Source organism: Arthrobacter sp. Soil761 (genome assembly GCF_001428325.1).
In the GTDB taxonomy this organism is placed as follows: Bacteria; Actinomycetota; Actinomycetes; order Actinomycetales; family Micrococcaceae; genus Arthrobacter.
Map to the genome: position 1 here is coordinate 448,224 of NZ_LMSF01000012.1, position 13,851 is coordinate 462,074.

Consider the following 13,851-nt stretch of genomic DNA (forward strand, 5'->3'; position numbering starts at 1 on the left):
TCGTCCTCCGGGAACCGCAACATCGTGAACTCCCCAGTCTTCCGCGGCCCGGCTTAATGGGACAGGGCCCTTCGGCACTGAACTTCGGGGCATGCTGCCATCGCTAGCATCCCCGGAGCCGGCGATCAGGGTCTTTGGTCCCTAATAGCACGCCGCGGTCCTCTGAGATGGTGGTCTGGGCCGGAAGCACCACGCTGGGGTTGTGCATCCGGGTTTGCCGCGCCCGGTGTCGGCCGGCATGCAGCCTCATCAACGGAGGCGGGACGCTAGAGGAGAGCAAGGCTTATGGCAGGTACGTTCGAACTGTTTGTCGATGAAGATTCACAGATCCGGTTCCGGCTTGTGATGCCTGATGGACACGTACTGGCGGTATCCGGACAATTCGCGGACAAACGGGCGGCGGCCGCGGCCATCGAAGAGGTACGGGAATGTGCGGGAACCGGCCTGATCCGGGACATACCTTCACCGCCGCCGAACGTTGCCTGCAGCACCATCCCGCACGCGCGGCACGCGGTCCGGCGCGGGCCGCACAGGCTTGGCTCCCTGGGCGCCGCCTAGGGTGGAGGACGGCGGCGGCCAAAGCCCCGGTCATCAGAAGCTCGAGGAACTGCCCGAACCGGAGAAGCTTCCGCCGCTGCTGCCGTACCCTGTGGTGCTGCCGCCGCCCCTGGCGGAATTGACGCTGCTGACGCCCGTATTGAAGCCGGAGTTGAAGGTAGCCACGGAGAAAAACTGGTACGACGGGTACACCGTGCCCAGGATGCTCGGCTCATAGCTCCGCTGCCTGCGGTGGTCCAGGCCCTCGTGGGCCGTCTGCATCTGCTCGCGCATCAGCCGTGCCTCGCGCTCATTCCTGGCGAATCCCTGAATGACTGTTTCCGCATGGTTCTCCAGCAGTTCCGAGAGCCGCGACCGCGCCTCGTAGAGCCGGTCCAGCGCCTCTTCCGGCGTGATCCGTCCATCTGCCAGTTCCGAGGTCCAGCGTTCAATGTTCCGCAGGCTTTCGTCGCGGAAGGAACGAAGCGCCGAGGCGGTGGCCGAGTCCCCCTGCCCGTGGCGCTTGGCCAGGAGTTGCTCAAGGCCGGCCAGGTCCTTGCGGAGCGGGGCAAGCTGCCGGTCCCAGGCGGTAGGCCATGTGTCGGCACGGTTCAACAGGGCGTTGCTGTCGGCGATGACATCATCCAGGGCATCCAGCTCGGCGGCGCTGTCCGCGAACTGGCGGGCAAGCTTGAGGTTTTTCCGCCTGCTGAGGGACCGTTTGGCCAGGGCGTGCACCTGGTTGGAGAGTTCCGTGGCGGCGGCATAGCGGGTCAGGAAGGTGCGGTGTTTCTCCAGGACCCTGCTGCCGTAGCGGGATGATTCGGGGATGGTCCCGGCGTTCAGTTCCGTGACGTCCAGGTCCATGCTGACGTTGGAGTAGCTCCGGTCCCCCCGTTCGATTTGTTTGCGGCAGGCAGCCCTGGTCACCGCCCGCACAATCAACCACGCCGCTGCCCCAAGGGCCGCAAGTCCCCCGGTGACCCAGGCGGTGATCAGGAATGCGGCGGACCGGTACCAGGGCTGGTTGATGAGTTCGGCGGCACGGCGAATGCCGGCCACAGTACCGTCGGTCCACTGCGCGTCCCGGAACAGTTCCTTTGAGGCCTCCTGGATATCGCTGCGCTGCTCGAGCGACACTTTCCGGTCCTCCCCCATATAGGTGCCCACGTGGCGGCCCACCGGGTCAAGCGCGAAAATGAACAGCCCATCGGCCCACTTCTGTCCGTCGGCGCTGATCCACTCAGGGTGCCTGGAGCGTGCGAACCTCAGGACCTCTTCATTGAGGTTGTCCTCAGCCTTTCCGTTGTAGGTAAAGACAGCAACACGGGTGGGCTCGTAAAACTGGATCCGTTCGACGGCGGGGACCAGCGTATTCCGGTCAAGCACCCCCGCTGTGTCCTCCACGATGACGGCTGACGGGGACACGGCATCACTTGGGGCCGCAACCCCCAGCAGGGAGGCGGCCAGGACAAGCATGATCACCCCAATACGGCGCACCAGGGTGCCCATATGCCTCCCCGCTTCCTAGAATCAGGATGGATTCCTGGAATCAGGATGAAACCAAGGGGCAGGGCCGCCAAAGGGCCGAAGGTCCCGCCGGCGAGGATCGGTCTGATGAGGAGCGCAGCCAGGTGATGCAGGATGCGGGTTCGATTGTGGCCGGCTATGACGGTTCGGATGGAGCCGCGGCAGCCGTCCGGTGGGCGGCGCGCCACGCCCGTGCCACCAACTGCGCGCTTCATGTGGTGCATTGTTCCCTGTGGCAGCTGCTGACCAGGCACCTCGGTCCGGTTCCAGGTGTGTCAGGCAGCGGCCTTGAGCAGTCCGCCCAGGCCGTCCTGGAAGAAGGGGTCTCGCATGCTGCAGCGGAAGTTCCAGGGCTTCAGATCCGCGGCACCCTGCTCCACGGACTACCCGCACAGCTCTTGGCCGAAATTTCCGGCGGCAAGAGGATGCTCGTAGTCGGCAGCCGTGGCCTGGGCGGCTTCCTTGGCCTCCTGGTGGGATCCGTTAGCCTGGAACTGGCGGCCACCGCCACCTGCCCGGTGGCCGTGATCCGGGAGGACACCCATCCTGGCGGACCCGTCGTCGCCGCCGTCGATGCATCAGGTTCCCCCTCGGCACTGGAAGACGCGTGCGCCGTTGCTTCCGAGTGGCACGCACGCCTTACGGTGGTCCACGTCCATCACGAGCCCGCCGGCTACACGCGGCTGGACGGGAAGGAAGCAGCGGCTGGCGCCCGGGAAGTTCTCGAATCCGTTGTGGACCGTGCACGAACCCTGGCGCCCAATATCTCCGTTGACGGCAGGATACTCACGGACAGTTCGGTCCCGAACGCCATCCTGCAAGCCGCCTCGGAAGCCCGGATAGTGGTGCTGGGTTCCCAGGGCCGCGGCATCCTCCGGGAGACCATCGGATCAACCGCCCACGCAGTACTGCACCACGCGCACGGGCCGGTCCTCATTTCCCGGCGCGGCGCATGATGGAGAAGGCCGCGGCAGGAGTGTCGGCCGGGCCACAGGCCGTACCTCCTCCTAAGCTGGTTCGGTGACCCCTGTTCCCTCCCCCGGCCCGCTGGACGTCGTCGTCCATTCGGGCCCGGCGGACTGGTGGGTCATCCTTGCCGGGCTTGGACCCCTGGCCGTTCTTATCGCAGCCCTGCTGGCCTTCTACATCAACTGGCGCACGCTCAAGCAACGCACTGCCGCGGACAAGACCGCGCTGGACCAAAAGCGCGAAGCGGACGCCGACGCCCTGCGGCAAAAGACCGAAGCGGACAGCCGGGCGGAATGGTGGCGCCGCACCCAGTGGGCGCTCGACCGGGCGTTGGACCCGGATGCAGGGACAAAGGCGCTGGGCCTGGCGACGCTGGAAGTCCTTGCCAGGAGCGAACTGGCCCGCACCGAGGAACTCGAGTTGTTCGACATCGCCTGGAAGAGTGTGTCCGGGGACGAGAACGGGGACGATGCCGACGCCGGCCCAGGGCAGGAGAGTGCCGTCGTGGACGGCCCGGACAACTTAGGCGAGAATGGAATGACGGATGAAGACAGTGCCAAGGAGGCTGGACCATGAGCGCAGCATCGCCTGAACACCGCCTTGTCCACACTCCCCGAACCGGTACCAAGCCCGCGGGCAAAAAACCCACGCCTGCCGAGCACCGGGTCCAGGTTGCCGCGGCCAGGCTGCGCGTCACGCTTGATGAACGGCTGGGGCGGGAAACGCCCGCCAAGACCAAGGCGCTGGCCAAGGAACCGATCTAAATCCCGCTGCAGGGGCTTGGGGATCGACGGCGAATGGCTGGGTTTGGTGGGCAGTGGCGGCAGTAATTCTTGGCTGCGACACGAACGGGCTGCACCGCTGGGACTACGGAGCCGTCGTCGCGCAGGTGGCGCAGTCCGGCAGGTTCCTGGACCGCTGGCGCGTCGGCTTTTGCCCTGACATCCTCCCGGGGACCGAAGCGTGGCTCCTGGTGCAAGGCGGCAATGATGCAGGCAGCGGCCTCATCGGTCACGGGTCGGTGGCATCGGAGCCCTACCAGGCCGCCGCAGGCGATGATTCCGATGCCAACGACTGGTTCATCGCAGTCGCTTTCGACGCACTGCTCCCGCTGGGCGAGCAAATACGCCCCGGGACCCTGCGGGAGGCCTTTCCCGGTGACCTCTGGGCCAAGGCGAACGGCCCCTCCCTGGTGACCTTGCCGCCGTCGTCCTGGCCTGTTCTGCAACGCTTGTGGAGGGAATACGGGCCCACGACGCCGGATCCCACCGAGGTGGTTGCCGGAACCTTTCCGCCGGGCGGCGTCAGCCATATCCAGGTGAACCGCTTTGAGCGGGACCCCGACGCCCGCCGGGCCTGCCTGGCCTTCCACGGCACGTCGTGCGCCGCCTGCGGCTTCTCCTTTGAGTCCGCTTACGGTGAGGCCGGTACCGGAGCGACAGCCGTGCACCACGTGGTGCCGCCGGCCATGATTGGCAGCGGATACCAGCTTGACCCCATCGCCGACCTCATTCCGCTTTGCCATAACTGCCACGCCGTGGCGCACGGGGCAAACCCGGCGCGGACGGTTTCCGAACTCCGGAGCATCATGTCGGCCGCCGGGCATGTGCGGGGTGAAGTGGTCACTGACCTGGCCCTTCAGGCCCAGGAGGACGCACGGCGGATCCTCGGGGGCGGCAAGACGTAAGGGGCCAGCATTCGGGGATAAAATTGCAGGGATGACATTGGCTGCACGTTCCGGGGTGTTTCAGTCGGTCAGGAGCGCCCGGCCCCTGTTGCGCCGCGTACCCGTATGGACATGGCGCGTCCTGATGCGCGCCGTGAGTGCCCGGGAGCAGGCGCGGTTCAACACCGACCCAATCACGGCTGTGGCATATGTGCACGACATTGACTACGTGGGTGATGCCCTCCGCGCCCACCGCCTCGACGTTTTGACACCGCTGCAGCCCGCAGCTGACTCTCCTGGTACAGAGGCTGTGGCGGCGGAGCTGCTTCCCGTCTACGTTTACTTCCATGGTGGCGGGTGGACATCCGGTGACAAGGCAGCCCTGACCAAGTACTGCGCCAACCAGGCAGTGGGCGGGATGGTGGTGGTCAACGTCAACTACCGGCACGCGCCCCGGTTCGCCATGGGGCATGTGCTCGAGGATGCCAATGCCGCCCTGGCGTGGGTTGCCGCCAACATCGAGGGGTACGGCGGGAATCCCAAGAGGCTGATCCTGGGCGGGGACTCGGCCGGCGGACAGATCGCTGCCCTGCTGACCGCAGCCAGCCTGCGTTCCGAACTGGCGGCGCATTATGCCCTGCGGCCCGCAGTTCCCGCGGGACACCTGAAAGGGCTCGTCCAACACTGCAGCGCAGTGGATTTCTCGGTCTTCTTTAACAGCGGATTTGTCCTCAGCCTGAACTTCGTCCGTATGCTGTTGCCGCCTGCATCCCGGGCAACGGCAGGTCCGGGAGCACGCAATGGCCGTAAGCGGCCCTCTCCACCACGGACCGTGGCGCGGCTGAGGAGCGCCGCGGGTTTCCTGTCCCCGATCGAGTGGCTGGACGGGACCCATCCGCCCGTGTTCCTCACCACGTCCGAGCGTGACTACTTCTACCGGGCAAACCTGAATTTCATCGAGCGCCTGCAACAACACGACGTTCCAGTGGATGCCCTGATCTACCCTTGGGACAGCCTCAACACCGAACACACCTGGCAACAGGATTACCGCTACCCCGAATCCCAGGAAGTCTACCGGCGCCTTCACGCGTTCGTCCGCGGTGTGGCTGAACGGTCCACCGGTCCTGCCCCTGAATAAATTCAAGGCACTGGACTATGTTGGGACCATGGCAGAGCTGGACCGGAACGGGTACGGGATCGACCCCGAGGAGTTTGGCTCCGCCCTGGTGGACGCGGCCGCCTTGCTCGATGCGGAGCTGGGGGACGTTGACTGGTTCACTCCACCGCCGGGCGCTGTCCACCGATCCATTGATGTCCCCAGTGGCAGGCTCGCCGCCATGACGCTGGGCAATCCTGGCAATCCCAGCGTTGTGCTGGTGCCCGGAGCAACCGGTTCCAAAGAGGACTTCTCCCTCATGATGCCCGACCTGGCCAATGCCGGTTACTTCGCACTGAGCTACGATCTGGCGGGACAGTACCAGTCAGCGGCAGCGGGCCCCGAGAACCTGGTGCCGCCACGCAAGCATTATGACTACCGGCTTTTCGTGGACGACTTCCTTGCAGTTCTGGAGACCACTGCCACCCCAGTCCATGTTGTGGGTTATTCCTTCGCGGGAATCATTGCCCAACTCGCCTTTGGGGAGCGGCCGGAGCTCTTCAGGTCCCTCACGTTGCTTAGCTGTCCGCCGGAGCCAGGCCAGAGTTTCAGGGGGGTGGGCCGCATCGGCCGGTTCAGCACGTGGGTGAACGGCCGGGTGGGTGCTGCCTTGCTGATCTGGGGCATCCGGAGCGGCAAGGTGGTGCACGTACCGGAGGGCAGGCGGCGGTTCGTCAACTACCGGTTCCGCTTCACCCGCCGCGCCTCGGTCCGGGACATCTATACGCTCATGCAGAACGTTCCGGATCTTCGGCAAAAACTGGCGGAGGCGCCCCTTCCCAAGTTTGTGGCCGTGGGCGAACACGACCTGTGGCCGCTCCAGCTTCACCGCGTCTTCGCCCAGTCAATCCGGGCCCGGATCGGCGTCTACAGGGGTGGCCACAGCCCCAGCGAAACGTCGCCCCACGAATTCAGCCGCGACCTCCTGGCTCTTTATGCCAAGGCCGGGAAGCGGTAACCGACGGCCCGTGCTTGCGCCGCCACTGGGCTCATTCCCGCCGGTGGCGCAACGAAGGCTGGTCCTTGAACTCGACGCGGAACGTGACAAGGGACATCTCGAGCCGGCGTCGGAACGCGGACCAGCTGGCGAAGGGGCGCGCGGATACGCCCACTTTGAGCGTGGGATCGTAAATGACGTCCATGTCCGGCCGGAGTCGGTGTGAGATTCCCTAGTGGCGTTGAAGGCTGGTTTCGGCACGAGGTTATCGCCGGGCAGGGGACGGGAGACCTCGTCGGGCGTTGCGCCCCAGCTGCATGTCCCCGGCGCCTGTGCTTCCTGGAACCAGGGCATCGGCGCTACTATCTCCCAGCACGCCGCGACGCAGCGGCGTGGGCCAGCGGTTGAGGGGAGCGTGGACGTGGGCGGAGGCAGGGGAACTAGCGGCCCGCACTGGCGGCGTGTGCTGGCGACGCTTGGCAACAACGATGCCAGGACCGCTTACGCCCAAATCGTGCTTGGAGCTGCGGCGCCAGACGTACTGCCCAACGTGAAGGAACAGCGGCGAAACCGGGCCATCGATAGTCTGCTTGAATCCGGACTCGTGGAACAGCACGCGCCCGGGCGGCTGGTGGCGGCCCAGACGATTTTTCGCGACCTTCTCGCCCAACAGCCCAAGCGTCAACCACAAATCGGGACAGATCGGTTCATGCGGCTTGGACGCATCGAAAGGTACCCGTCAAACTTGGCGCAACGGCGGGAACTCCTTGCCCGGATCGCGGACGAGGTCATGGCGCCCGGAGAACAACTCACTGAGAGGCAGGTCAACGAACGGCTTCTCAGTTACACGGACGACGTGGTGCTGCTGCGAAGGTACATGGTTGACTTCGGACTGCTGCAGCGAACCCCCTCGGGCTCCTCCTACACCCGCCACGTCTAGTTCCGCCTAGTGGGGTGCTCCTCACCGGATTCCTGCCGTGCCGTAGGTGCAGGAGGTGGTAAGTTCGGCCGCATGGAATGCGTCGTCATCTACACCGTCCGTGAAGGCATCGACCGCTCGCGTGTCATGGAGACGTACCCGCGCCACAAGGCCTACTACGAGGCGTTCCACGCGGAAGGCGGGGGGCTCGTGGCCCTGGGTCCATTCCAAACGGCTGACCCGGAGCTTAGTGCCATGGGCATTTTCACTTCCCGACGGGAGGCCGAGCGTTTCGTCGCTGCAGACCCTTTAATTACCGAGGGACTGGCCGAATGGCGGCTCTTGGAGTGGAACGCTGTACACCTCGGGTAGTGGCGCTCCATGGCGTGTCGCACGCAGCCACATAAGAAGTCGCAGAGTCACCCGAAGGAAGCATGCCCAATGAACAAGAACCGGCTGGAAGCGTTCAGCGACGGTGTCCTGGCGATCATCATCACCATCATGGTGCTGGAACTCCATACCCCGGAGGAACCAACGTGGGAAGGTGTGGCCAGCGTCCTGCCCACCCTCTTCAGCTACCTGTTGAGCTTCGTGTATGTCGGAATCTACTGGAACAACCACCACCACATGATCCATTTGGCGAGCCGCGTTAATGGAGCCATCCTGTGGGCGAACCTCCATCTGTTGTTCTGGCTGTCGCTGTTTCCTTTTACAACCCGATGGATGGATGAGTCCGGCTTCGCGCAGGTCCCTGTGCTGCTGTACGGGATCAACCTGCTGTGCGCAGCAATCGCATACTTCATCCTGGAGCGCCGCCTGATTGCTGCTCAGGGCAAGGACGGGGCCCTCGCCAGTGCTGTCGGCCGGGACTGGAAGGGCAAAGCGTCGCCGCTGATCTATCTCCTTGGCATTGCGCTAACCCCTGTCCAGCCCCTGCTCGGGCTCGCCGTTTACACCATCGTGGCCCTTATCTGGCTGGTCCCGGACCGCAGGGTCGAACACTTTGTAACCCGGTCACATCAGAATGGGGCCCACGATTAGCCCGATGGAGATTGGCGCCAGATTCGATGGCCGCCTCCACCATTGGAGCCGTCATACCTCCGTGGTGCGCCTTGCCGCCGAGAAGACGGCCGGGCCGGGTAGGCGAATTCCGCAGGGTCGTGGTTGATTTGAACCGCGGGCGTGGCCACCATGGAACCGTGGAAACGAAAGGCCTCCGGCGCCGGCTCGCCTTTCCCCTGTGCCTGCTGGTAACGGCAGCCGGCACGGCAGGGTGCTCCTATGACTTCCCCGATCCGGCACACGCCCCGGCAGCCGAAGCTGACCGCACGGCCGCACCTGAACCCTCCCGGATGACGGCATCCGCTACCCGTCCCACTGACCCCCTGGTCCTTGAGCGGGAGGCCAGAAACTACCAGGACCTGGACAGCTTTCTCCTGGCCGTGCAGGGCCCGGTTCTCCTTTTTCAAAAGGGTCCGCTGGACGGCCCCGGCAGGGGCTTTGGCACGACGGAAGAAGTCCCCGCGGCGGGCACGTACACGGTCACTGCTGCGTGCGTCGGTGCTGCCAACGCCAAAGTCTTCATCCGGCAGGAGAATCCCAAGGTTATACTCTGGCCCGTCGAGCTCACAGTGGATTGCCCAGGGTCCACGTCCCAAGTCATCACGCTTCAACAGGGCTACGTTTCCGCACACCTGTCCCTGCCCGCGGCGGGAGACGCACCCTGGACGGGAGCTGTTGCCGGAGTACGGGTGACCGGCTGAGGCTGTCACCCCTGCCCGCCGTCAGCATCCCCGGCCTCCCCCGGGCGACGATCCGTTCGGCTGGAGCGCGCTGCCCGGTGAGAGCTAAGAGCCCTTGTCAGGCCATGGAGGCGCCTTTTATCTTCGAGCGGATGAAGTCGTGATCCTCACCGGAGACGAGCGCCTGCCCGTGCTGCCCTGTGGCCAGGTCCTCCCCGGTTTCCTTCGAGATCACCGCCGTGATGGTCCTGGGCAGCATCTGGCACCCCGGGTTGTCGATCAGCCACTTCTGCGTGGCAGGGTCAAGGCGGTCCCAACGGTCTTTGAGGTTCATTAGCGGGGCATCTCCGTGCTCGGTCCTGCAGAGCCACAACGCTCTGCAGACAGGCTTCGCCTGTCCCAACGCACCAGTAAACCCCGCCCTTCACCGGGAACACAGGGACCAAAGTCCCCACCTCAGGCGGGGCTTCCGGAACGCCTCCTTGTTGCCCGGCCGGTGCTGCTGTGGATACCCATCACTTGCCAACCCATTGGTAAGCATGCTTATTATGAGCGAAGCCGAATGCGAACGGCTGCCAACCAGAGGAGGAGACACCATGGGACTAGGCGACAAGATTGAAAACGCTGCCGAGAAAGCGGGCGGAAAAGGCAAGGAAGCTGCCGGTAACGCCACGGGCGATGACAGCCTGAAGGCGGAAGGCCAGGCGGACCAGGCCAAGGGCGATGTGAAGCAGGCCGGCGAAAAGGTCAAGGACGCATTCAAGCACTGACACCGTTTACGGGAAGGGCGCGCTCAGCGAACGGGGCGCGCCCTTCGTCGTGTCGGGGTGCACTCCAGCCACCCCTGATTGACCTGCGTGCTCGCCCCCTACGTGTTTGGTGCCGCCTGGCTTGCCCTGTTTATCACGGCCCGCCGGCTCCACTTGGCCAGCCGCGCACCGCCCCGAACCAGGCCGCCCCAGCCCCGACCCATGGGTGGCTTGTACAATCTTTCGGCTCTTCGGTGCGGAGTTGCTTCCGCAACTCCCAGTTGCGCCGTCCTAAACTTTGGCCATGCACCCCTTAGCGGCAATAGGGCTGGTTTTTCTCGCCGGGCTTGCCTGGTTGGGCACCGTCCTGACCCTGCTCGTTGCCTTGGCCAAAGCCCGACGCCGGCTGCCGGCTGACGTCGGGCAGGCAGCCCAGAGCGTGGAGACGCAAGGCTCCGCTGGCAGTGGGGCCATAACGTAAACGGCATGGCACATTGCTGCCGACGGCGACCTGTCGCCGGCCTGACGCGACCGCCCGGTATTACCTGGCGGCCGCGGCCCAGCAGTCAGCCATGCCCCGACGGTGGACCGGCGGGATCCCGGGGCTTCAAGGAGCCTGGGAGTCAATGGCCTTCCGGTCGATGGACTTGAGGGCGGCCAGACGTGCTTCCACTTCGGTCTGCTCTCCGAGGTCTTCCAGGGAGGCGAACTGGGCATCGAGGGATGAGGCTGCGAGTTCCTGCTGGCCGCGAACGGTGGCCTCTTGGCGTCGGATCCGCTCCTCATACCGCCCGATGGCCGACGTCGGATCACCGGCGTCCAGGGATTTGAGGGCATCGTGGACCTGGGACTGCGCGGCCGCCGTCCGGGATCTGGCTACCAGCTCGTTGCGCTTGGCCGTCAGCTCGTGCAGCTTGCCCTTCATCTGGTCGAGCCCGCCCTTGAGCTTGTCGACCACTTCGTTCTGGGCCGCAAGCCCGGGTACGGCGTCTTTCACGAGCTTCTCGGCGGCCATCTGCCGCTGCAGGGCAACCTTGGCGAGGTTGTCGAACTTCTGCGCATCGGCGAGGTTGCCGGCGGACCGGAACTCGTCGCCCTTCCTGGACGCGGCCAGAGCCTTGCGGCCCCATTCGTTGGCGTCGGCGACGTTACGTTTGTGGTCCTCCTCCAGCATCCGGAGGTTGCCTATGGTCTGGGCGATCGCGGCCTCGGCTTCGCGGATATTCTCCGAGTAATCCCGGACCATCTGGTCCAGCATTTTCTGCGGATCCTCCGCGGAGTCCAGGAGGGCATTGAGGTTTGCCTTGGCCAACTGGGCCACGCGGGCGAAAATACTCTGCTTCACGGGATTCTTTCTATCAGTAGTGGAATTCGCATCCTATGTGTTCGGCACCGCAGGGGACCAGATTCCCTACGCTATGCCTGCCACCCGCCCCGCCTACTTGGTGGCCAGGTCGTGGCGGCGGAAGGTTCCGGCGATGGAGAGTTTCCGGCCGTATTCGATGGACCCGTACCGGAACAGGTGGACAGCCAGCCGCAGGATAATAAGGCCGACGACGAAGAGTTCGACGATGACGATGGCGGATTCAACTGGGTTCAGGGTGCCGAACCCGTTGCGGAGCAGGGCGGTCACCGGAGCGGTCAGCGGGAAGTAGGTGAAGATCTGCACGATCAGCGCGCCCGGGTTGGAGATGATCAGGCTGAATGTGTAGAAGGGGATAAACATCATGGCCACAAGCGGGCCGAAGACGGTCCCGGCTTCCTTGGCGGTCGGCATGATCGCCCCTATAGCCACCAGGACCCCGGTAAAGACGGCGAATCCACCCAGCGTGAGAAGGGCCCCTGTGATCATGGGGCCGGGTTCGAAGACCAGGGATGACAGGTCCACCTCGGGCAGGGCAAGGCGGTTCCGGAATAACAGGTAGGCCAATCCGACCGGGGCCAGGAACACCAGGATCTGGACCAGGCCGACGGCGAACAGCGAGATGATCTTGCCGGTGATCAGGGTGGTTGGATTTAGGGTGGTCAGGATCATTTCAGTGACCCGGTTTTCCTTCTCCTCCAAGGTGGAATTCAGCATCTGGTTCGAAAGAAGGATCATCGAAAAATAGAAGATGACCAGGAACAGCAGTGGTGGAATGATCCCGCCGACGCCCGCGGCGGCCTTGCCGTCCTTGAATATTTCGGAGTCAAATTTTACGGTCCCGGTCAGGGCCGCCGTCAGCTGGGGTGAGCCGACTTGGTGCTGGGCCGAGACCGCGAGCAGCTGCTTGGCCACGGCCTCGTACTTGTCGTTCTCAAACGTGCCTTTGTCCGCACCGTACACCTTCACCGGCTCTTTGGCCGGATCGGCAGGGTAGGCGAAGTATGCCTCCGAGGCGCCGTCCTTCACGGCAGCGATCGCGGCTTCGGGGTCGCTGGCAGTTGTTCCGCCGGCCAACTCGGCGGCAGACGCCATGATGATTCCAGAGGCGTCCGTGTACATGAAAGCGAACGTCGCACTCTTCTGGGCGGCGGCGCTGTCCTTTGTGCTGGCGTTGGACGCGTACACGAGGGCGAAGATAATGATGAGAATGACCGGCAGCGCCAGGGTTGCGATGACGAAGCCCCGTTTCTTGATGGTCCGGAAGAACTCGAACGCGATCACGGTCCCAAGGTTGTGCTGTCCCAATGCCCTGTTCAGCCTTCCGCCAGTTCGTGCTGTTCGCCGTACACCTTGATGAAGATCTCATCCAGGGAGATCCGGGCCGGCGTGAATGACCGGACCACGGCCCCGGCTTCGACCAGCTCGCGCAGCACCGCGGCCTCACTGGACCCGGGGCGCGGCGCCAGTTCGGCGACCCCGTCCACGTCGTCGACGACGTCGAACAGTGCCGATGCGGGCAACGGTCCGTCGTGGGTGACCCGGTAGACGGTGCCGCCGAACTCTTCCTGGACCTCTTCCACCGTCCCGTAAGCGTGGGAGACTCCGTCTTTGAGCAGGATTACCCGGTCACACAGCCGTTCGACTTCTTCCATCTGGTGGGTGACCATGATGACGGTGGCGCCGGCCCGCTTGTGCTCTTCGATAATGTCCATCAGCAGCCGCCGGTTCACGGGGTCAAAGCCCTTGGTCGGCTCGTCCAAAATAAGCAGTTCGGGATCGTTCATGATCGTCACGCCCAACTGGACCTTTTGCTGTTGGCCGCTGGAGAGCTTGTCCAACCGGGACTTTGCCTTGTCGGCCAGACCCACCCGCTCCAAATAGTGTCCGGACCAGGACCGGGCCGCGGCCTTGGACAGGCCCTTGAGCCGGCCGAAGTAGACCATGACATCCAGGACGTGTTCCTTTTTGTACAGGCCGCGCTCTTCCGGCAGGTATCCGAGACGGGCCCCGTCGCGGGGCTCAAAGGCTTTGCCCCCTATGTGCAGGATCCCCGCGGTGGGCTGGTAGATGCCCAGCAGCGCCCGCAAAGTGGTGGTCTTCCCGGATCCATTGGACCCCAGGAAACCGAACGTCTCCCCCGCGTGCACGTCGAAGGACAGATCCCGGATGACCGTGGTGTCCCCGAAGTCCATCCGGAAGTCCTGAATGTGCACCAGCGGCTCCTGCGCCGTGTCCCCCATCGTCATGGTTTCAGACTAGCGGTTACCGATCTGCTCGTGT

The 13,851-nt window shown here is 64.5% G+C and carries 19 protein-coding genes; 13 read left to right on the forward strand and 6 right to left on the reverse strand.

Annotation, left to right across the window (positions count from 1 at the left end):
• Window positions 1-285 precede the first annotated feature (285 nt).
• Complete coding sequence (locus ASG79_RS10175; RefSeq protein WP_056390572.1) at window positions 286-558, forward strand: YegP family protein; 273 nt, start codon at window positions 286-288, stop codon at window positions 556-558.
• Between the two features lie 33 nt (window positions 559-591).
• On the opposite strand, the gene ASG79_RS10180 is transcribed toward ASG79_RS10175, so the two are convergent.
• Window positions 592-2,049: a DUF5129 domain-containing protein gene (locus ASG79_RS10180; protein WP_056390575.1), complete on the reverse strand. Its 1,458-nt coding sequence runs from the start codon at window positions 2,047-2,049 to the stop codon at window positions 592-594.
• Window positions 2,050-2,075: 26 nt separating this feature from the next.
• On the opposite strand from ASG79_RS10180, the gene ASG79_RS10185 reads away from it, so the two are divergent.
• From ASG79_RS10185 to ASG79_RS10210, 6 genes are all read left to right on the forward strand, one after another.
• The gene (locus tag ASG79_RS10185) at window positions 2,076-3,023 is read left to right on the forward strand and encodes a universal stress protein (RefSeq protein ID WP_223991733.1); all 948 of its coding nucleotides are present in this window, start codon (window positions 2,076-2,078) and stop codon (window positions 3,021-3,023) included.
• Window positions 3,024-3,087: 64 nt separating this feature from the next.
• Window positions 3,088-3,612, forward strand: coding sequence for a hypothetical protein (locus ASG79_RS10190; RefSeq protein ID WP_018769403.1), 525 nt, complete (start codon window positions 3,088-3,090; stop codon window positions 3,610-3,612).
• Window positions 3,609-3,800, forward strand: a complete 192-nt coding sequence (locus ASG79_RS10195; RefSeq protein ID WP_018769404.1) for a hypothetical protein — start codon at window positions 3,609-3,611, stop codon at window positions 3,798-3,800. Before ASG79_RS10190 ends, ASG79_RS10195 begins: the two co-directional genes overlap by 4 nt.
• 53 nt (window positions 3,801-3,853) lie before the next feature.
• Window positions 3,854-4,723, forward strand: coding sequence for an HNH endonuclease (locus ASG79_RS10200; protein WP_018769405.1), 870 nt, complete (start codon window positions 3,854-3,856; stop codon window positions 4,721-4,723).
• A gap of 31 nt (window positions 4,724-4,754) precedes the next feature.
• Window positions 4,755-5,840: an alpha/beta hydrolase gene (locus tag ASG79_RS10205; RefSeq protein ID WP_223991736.1), complete on the forward strand. Its 1,086-nt coding sequence runs from the start codon at window positions 4,755-4,757 to the stop codon at window positions 5,838-5,840.
• A 28-nt stretch (window positions 5,841-5,868) separates the two neighbouring features.
• Window positions 5,869-6,816, forward strand: coding sequence for an alpha/beta fold hydrolase (locus ASG79_RS10210; RefSeq protein ID WP_082581720.1), 948 nt, complete (start codon window positions 5,869-5,871; stop codon window positions 6,814-6,816).
• A gap of 31 nt (window positions 6,817-6,847) precedes the next feature.
• Here ASG79_RS10210 and ASG79_RS23065 read toward each other — a convergent pair whose 3' ends face one another.
• Window positions 6,848-7,000: a hypothetical protein gene (locus ASG79_RS23065; protein WP_186447719.1), complete on the reverse strand. Its 153-nt coding sequence runs from the start codon at window positions 6,998-7,000 to the stop codon at window positions 6,848-6,850.
• Between the two features lie 30 nt (window positions 7,001-7,030).
• On the opposite strand from ASG79_RS23065, the gene ASG79_RS10215 reads away from it, so the two are divergent.
• From ASG79_RS10215 to ASG79_RS10230, 4 genes are all read left to right on the forward strand, one after another.
• On the forward strand, window positions 7,031-7,735 hold the full coding sequence (locus ASG79_RS10215) for a DUF2087 domain-containing protein (protein ID WP_235509781.1): 705 nt from the start codon (window positions 7,031-7,033) through the stop codon (window positions 7,733-7,735).
• Window positions 7,736-7,807: 72 nt separating this feature from the next.
• Window positions 7,808-8,086: a YciI family protein gene (locus ASG79_RS10220; protein ID WP_056390581.1), complete on the forward strand. Its 279-nt coding sequence runs from the start codon at window positions 7,808-7,810 to the stop codon at window positions 8,084-8,086.
• A 69-nt stretch (window positions 8,087-8,155) separates the two neighbouring features.
• Complete coding sequence (locus ASG79_RS10225; RefSeq protein ID WP_018769411.1) at window positions 8,156-8,755, forward strand: TMEM175 family protein; 600 nt, start codon at window positions 8,156-8,158, stop codon at window positions 8,753-8,755.
• A gap of 158 nt (window positions 8,756-8,913) precedes the next feature.
• On the forward strand, window positions 8,914-9,477 hold the full coding sequence (locus tag ASG79_RS10230; protein ID WP_056390585.1) for a hypothetical protein: 564 nt from the start codon (window positions 8,914-8,916) through the stop codon (window positions 9,475-9,477).
• A gap of 97 nt (window positions 9,478-9,574) precedes the next feature.
• Here the strand turns inward: ASG79_RS10230 and ASG79_RS10235 are convergent, their stop codons facing one another.
• Window positions 9,575-9,790, reverse strand: a complete 216-nt coding sequence (locus ASG79_RS10235) for a hypothetical protein (protein ID WP_018769413.1) — start codon at window positions 9,788-9,790, stop codon at window positions 9,575-9,577.
• A gap of 262 nt (window positions 9,791-10,052) precedes the next feature.
• On the opposite strand from ASG79_RS10235, the gene ASG79_RS10240 reads away from it, so the two are divergent.
• Window positions 10,053-10,226 carry a CsbD family protein gene (locus tag ASG79_RS10240; protein WP_018769414.1) on the forward strand — a complete coding sequence of 58 codons (174 nt, stop codon included), beginning with the start codon at window positions 10,053-10,055 and terminating at the stop codon, window positions 10,224-10,226.
• A 283-nt stretch (window positions 10,227-10,509) separates the two neighbouring features.
• Window positions 10,510-10,686, forward strand: a complete 177-nt coding sequence (locus ASG79_RS23505; RefSeq protein WP_018769415.1) for a hypothetical protein — start codon at window positions 10,510-10,512, stop codon at window positions 10,684-10,686.
• A gap of 126 nt (window positions 10,687-10,812) precedes the next feature.
• Here the strand turns inward: ASG79_RS23505 and ASG79_RS10245 are convergent, their stop codons facing one another.
• The 3 genes from ASG79_RS10245 to ASG79_RS10255 form a co-directional block, all read right to left on the reverse strand.
• Window positions 10,813-11,550, reverse strand: a complete 738-nt coding sequence (locus ASG79_RS10245) for a PspA/IM30 family protein (protein WP_056390588.1) — start codon at window positions 11,548-11,550, stop codon at window positions 10,813-10,815.
• 93 nt (window positions 11,551-11,643) lie between these two features.
• Window positions 11,644-12,876 (reverse strand): ABC transporter permease, encoded by a 1,233-nt coding sequence (locus ASG79_RS10250; RefSeq protein WP_056390591.1) that lies wholly within the window; start codon window positions 12,874-12,876, stop codon window positions 11,644-11,646.
• A gap of 8 nt (window positions 12,877-12,884) precedes the next feature.
• Window positions 12,885-13,817 (reverse strand): ABC transporter ATP-binding protein, encoded by a 933-nt coding sequence (locus tag ASG79_RS10255; RefSeq protein ID WP_026265790.1) that lies wholly within the window; start codon window positions 13,815-13,817, stop codon window positions 12,885-12,887.
• Between the last annotated feature and the right edge of the window lie 34 nt (window positions 13,818-13,851).

What these genes read in the sequence shown, in the direction of transcription:
- ASG79_RS10175 (WP_056390572.1), top strand. Translation starts at nt 286, where the DNA reads ATGGCAGGTACGTTCGAACTGTTTGTCGATGAAGATTCACAGATCCGG.
- ASG79_RS10180 (WP_056390575.1), bottom strand. Translation starts at nt 2,049, where the DNA reads ATGGGCACCCTGGTGCGCCGTATTGGGGTGATCATGCTTGTCCTGGCC.
- ASG79_RS10185 (WP_223991733.1), top strand. Translation starts at nt 2,076, where the DNA reads ATGGATTCCTGGAATCAGGATGAAACCAAGGGGCAGGGCCGCCAAAGG.
- ASG79_RS10195 (WP_018769404.1), top strand. Translation starts at nt 3,609, where the DNA reads ATGAGCGCAGCATCGCCTGAACACCGCCTTGTCCACACTCCCCGAACC.
- ASG79_RS10205 (WP_223991736.1), top strand. Translation starts at nt 4,755, where the DNA reads ATGACATTGGCTGCACGTTCCGGGGTGTTTCAGTCGGTCAGGAGCGCC.
- ASG79_RS10210 (WP_082581720.1), top strand. Translation starts at nt 5,869, where the DNA reads ATGGCAGAGCTGGACCGGAACGGGTACGGGATCGACCCCGAGGAGTTT.
- ASG79_RS23065 (WP_186447719.1), bottom strand. Translation starts at nt 7,000, where the DNA reads ATGGACGTCATTTACGATCCCACGCTCAAAGTGGGCGTATCCGCGCGC.
- ASG79_RS10220 (WP_056390581.1), top strand. Translation starts at nt 7,808, where the DNA reads ATGGAATGCGTCGTCATCTACACCGTCCGTGAAGGCATCGACCGCTCG.
- ASG79_RS10225 (WP_018769411.1), top strand. Translation starts at nt 8,156, where the DNA reads ATGAACAAGAACCGGCTGGAAGCGTTCAGCGACGGTGTCCTGGCGATC.
- ASG79_RS10235 (WP_018769413.1), bottom strand. Translation starts at nt 9,790, where the DNA reads ATGAACCTCAAAGACCGTTGGGACCGCCTTGACCCTGCCACGCAGAAG.
- ASG79_RS10240 (WP_018769414.1), top strand. Translation starts at nt 10,053, where the DNA reads ATGGGACTAGGCGACAAGATTGAAAACGCTGCCGAGAAAGCGGGCGGA.
- ASG79_RS23505 (WP_018769415.1), top strand. Translation starts at nt 10,510, where the DNA reads ATGCACCCCTTAGCGGCAATAGGGCTGGTTTTTCTCGCCGGGCTTGCC.
- ASG79_RS10255 (WP_026265790.1), bottom strand. Translation starts at nt 13,817, where the DNA reads ATGACGATGGGGGACACGGCGCAGGAGCCGCTGGTGCACATTCAGGAC.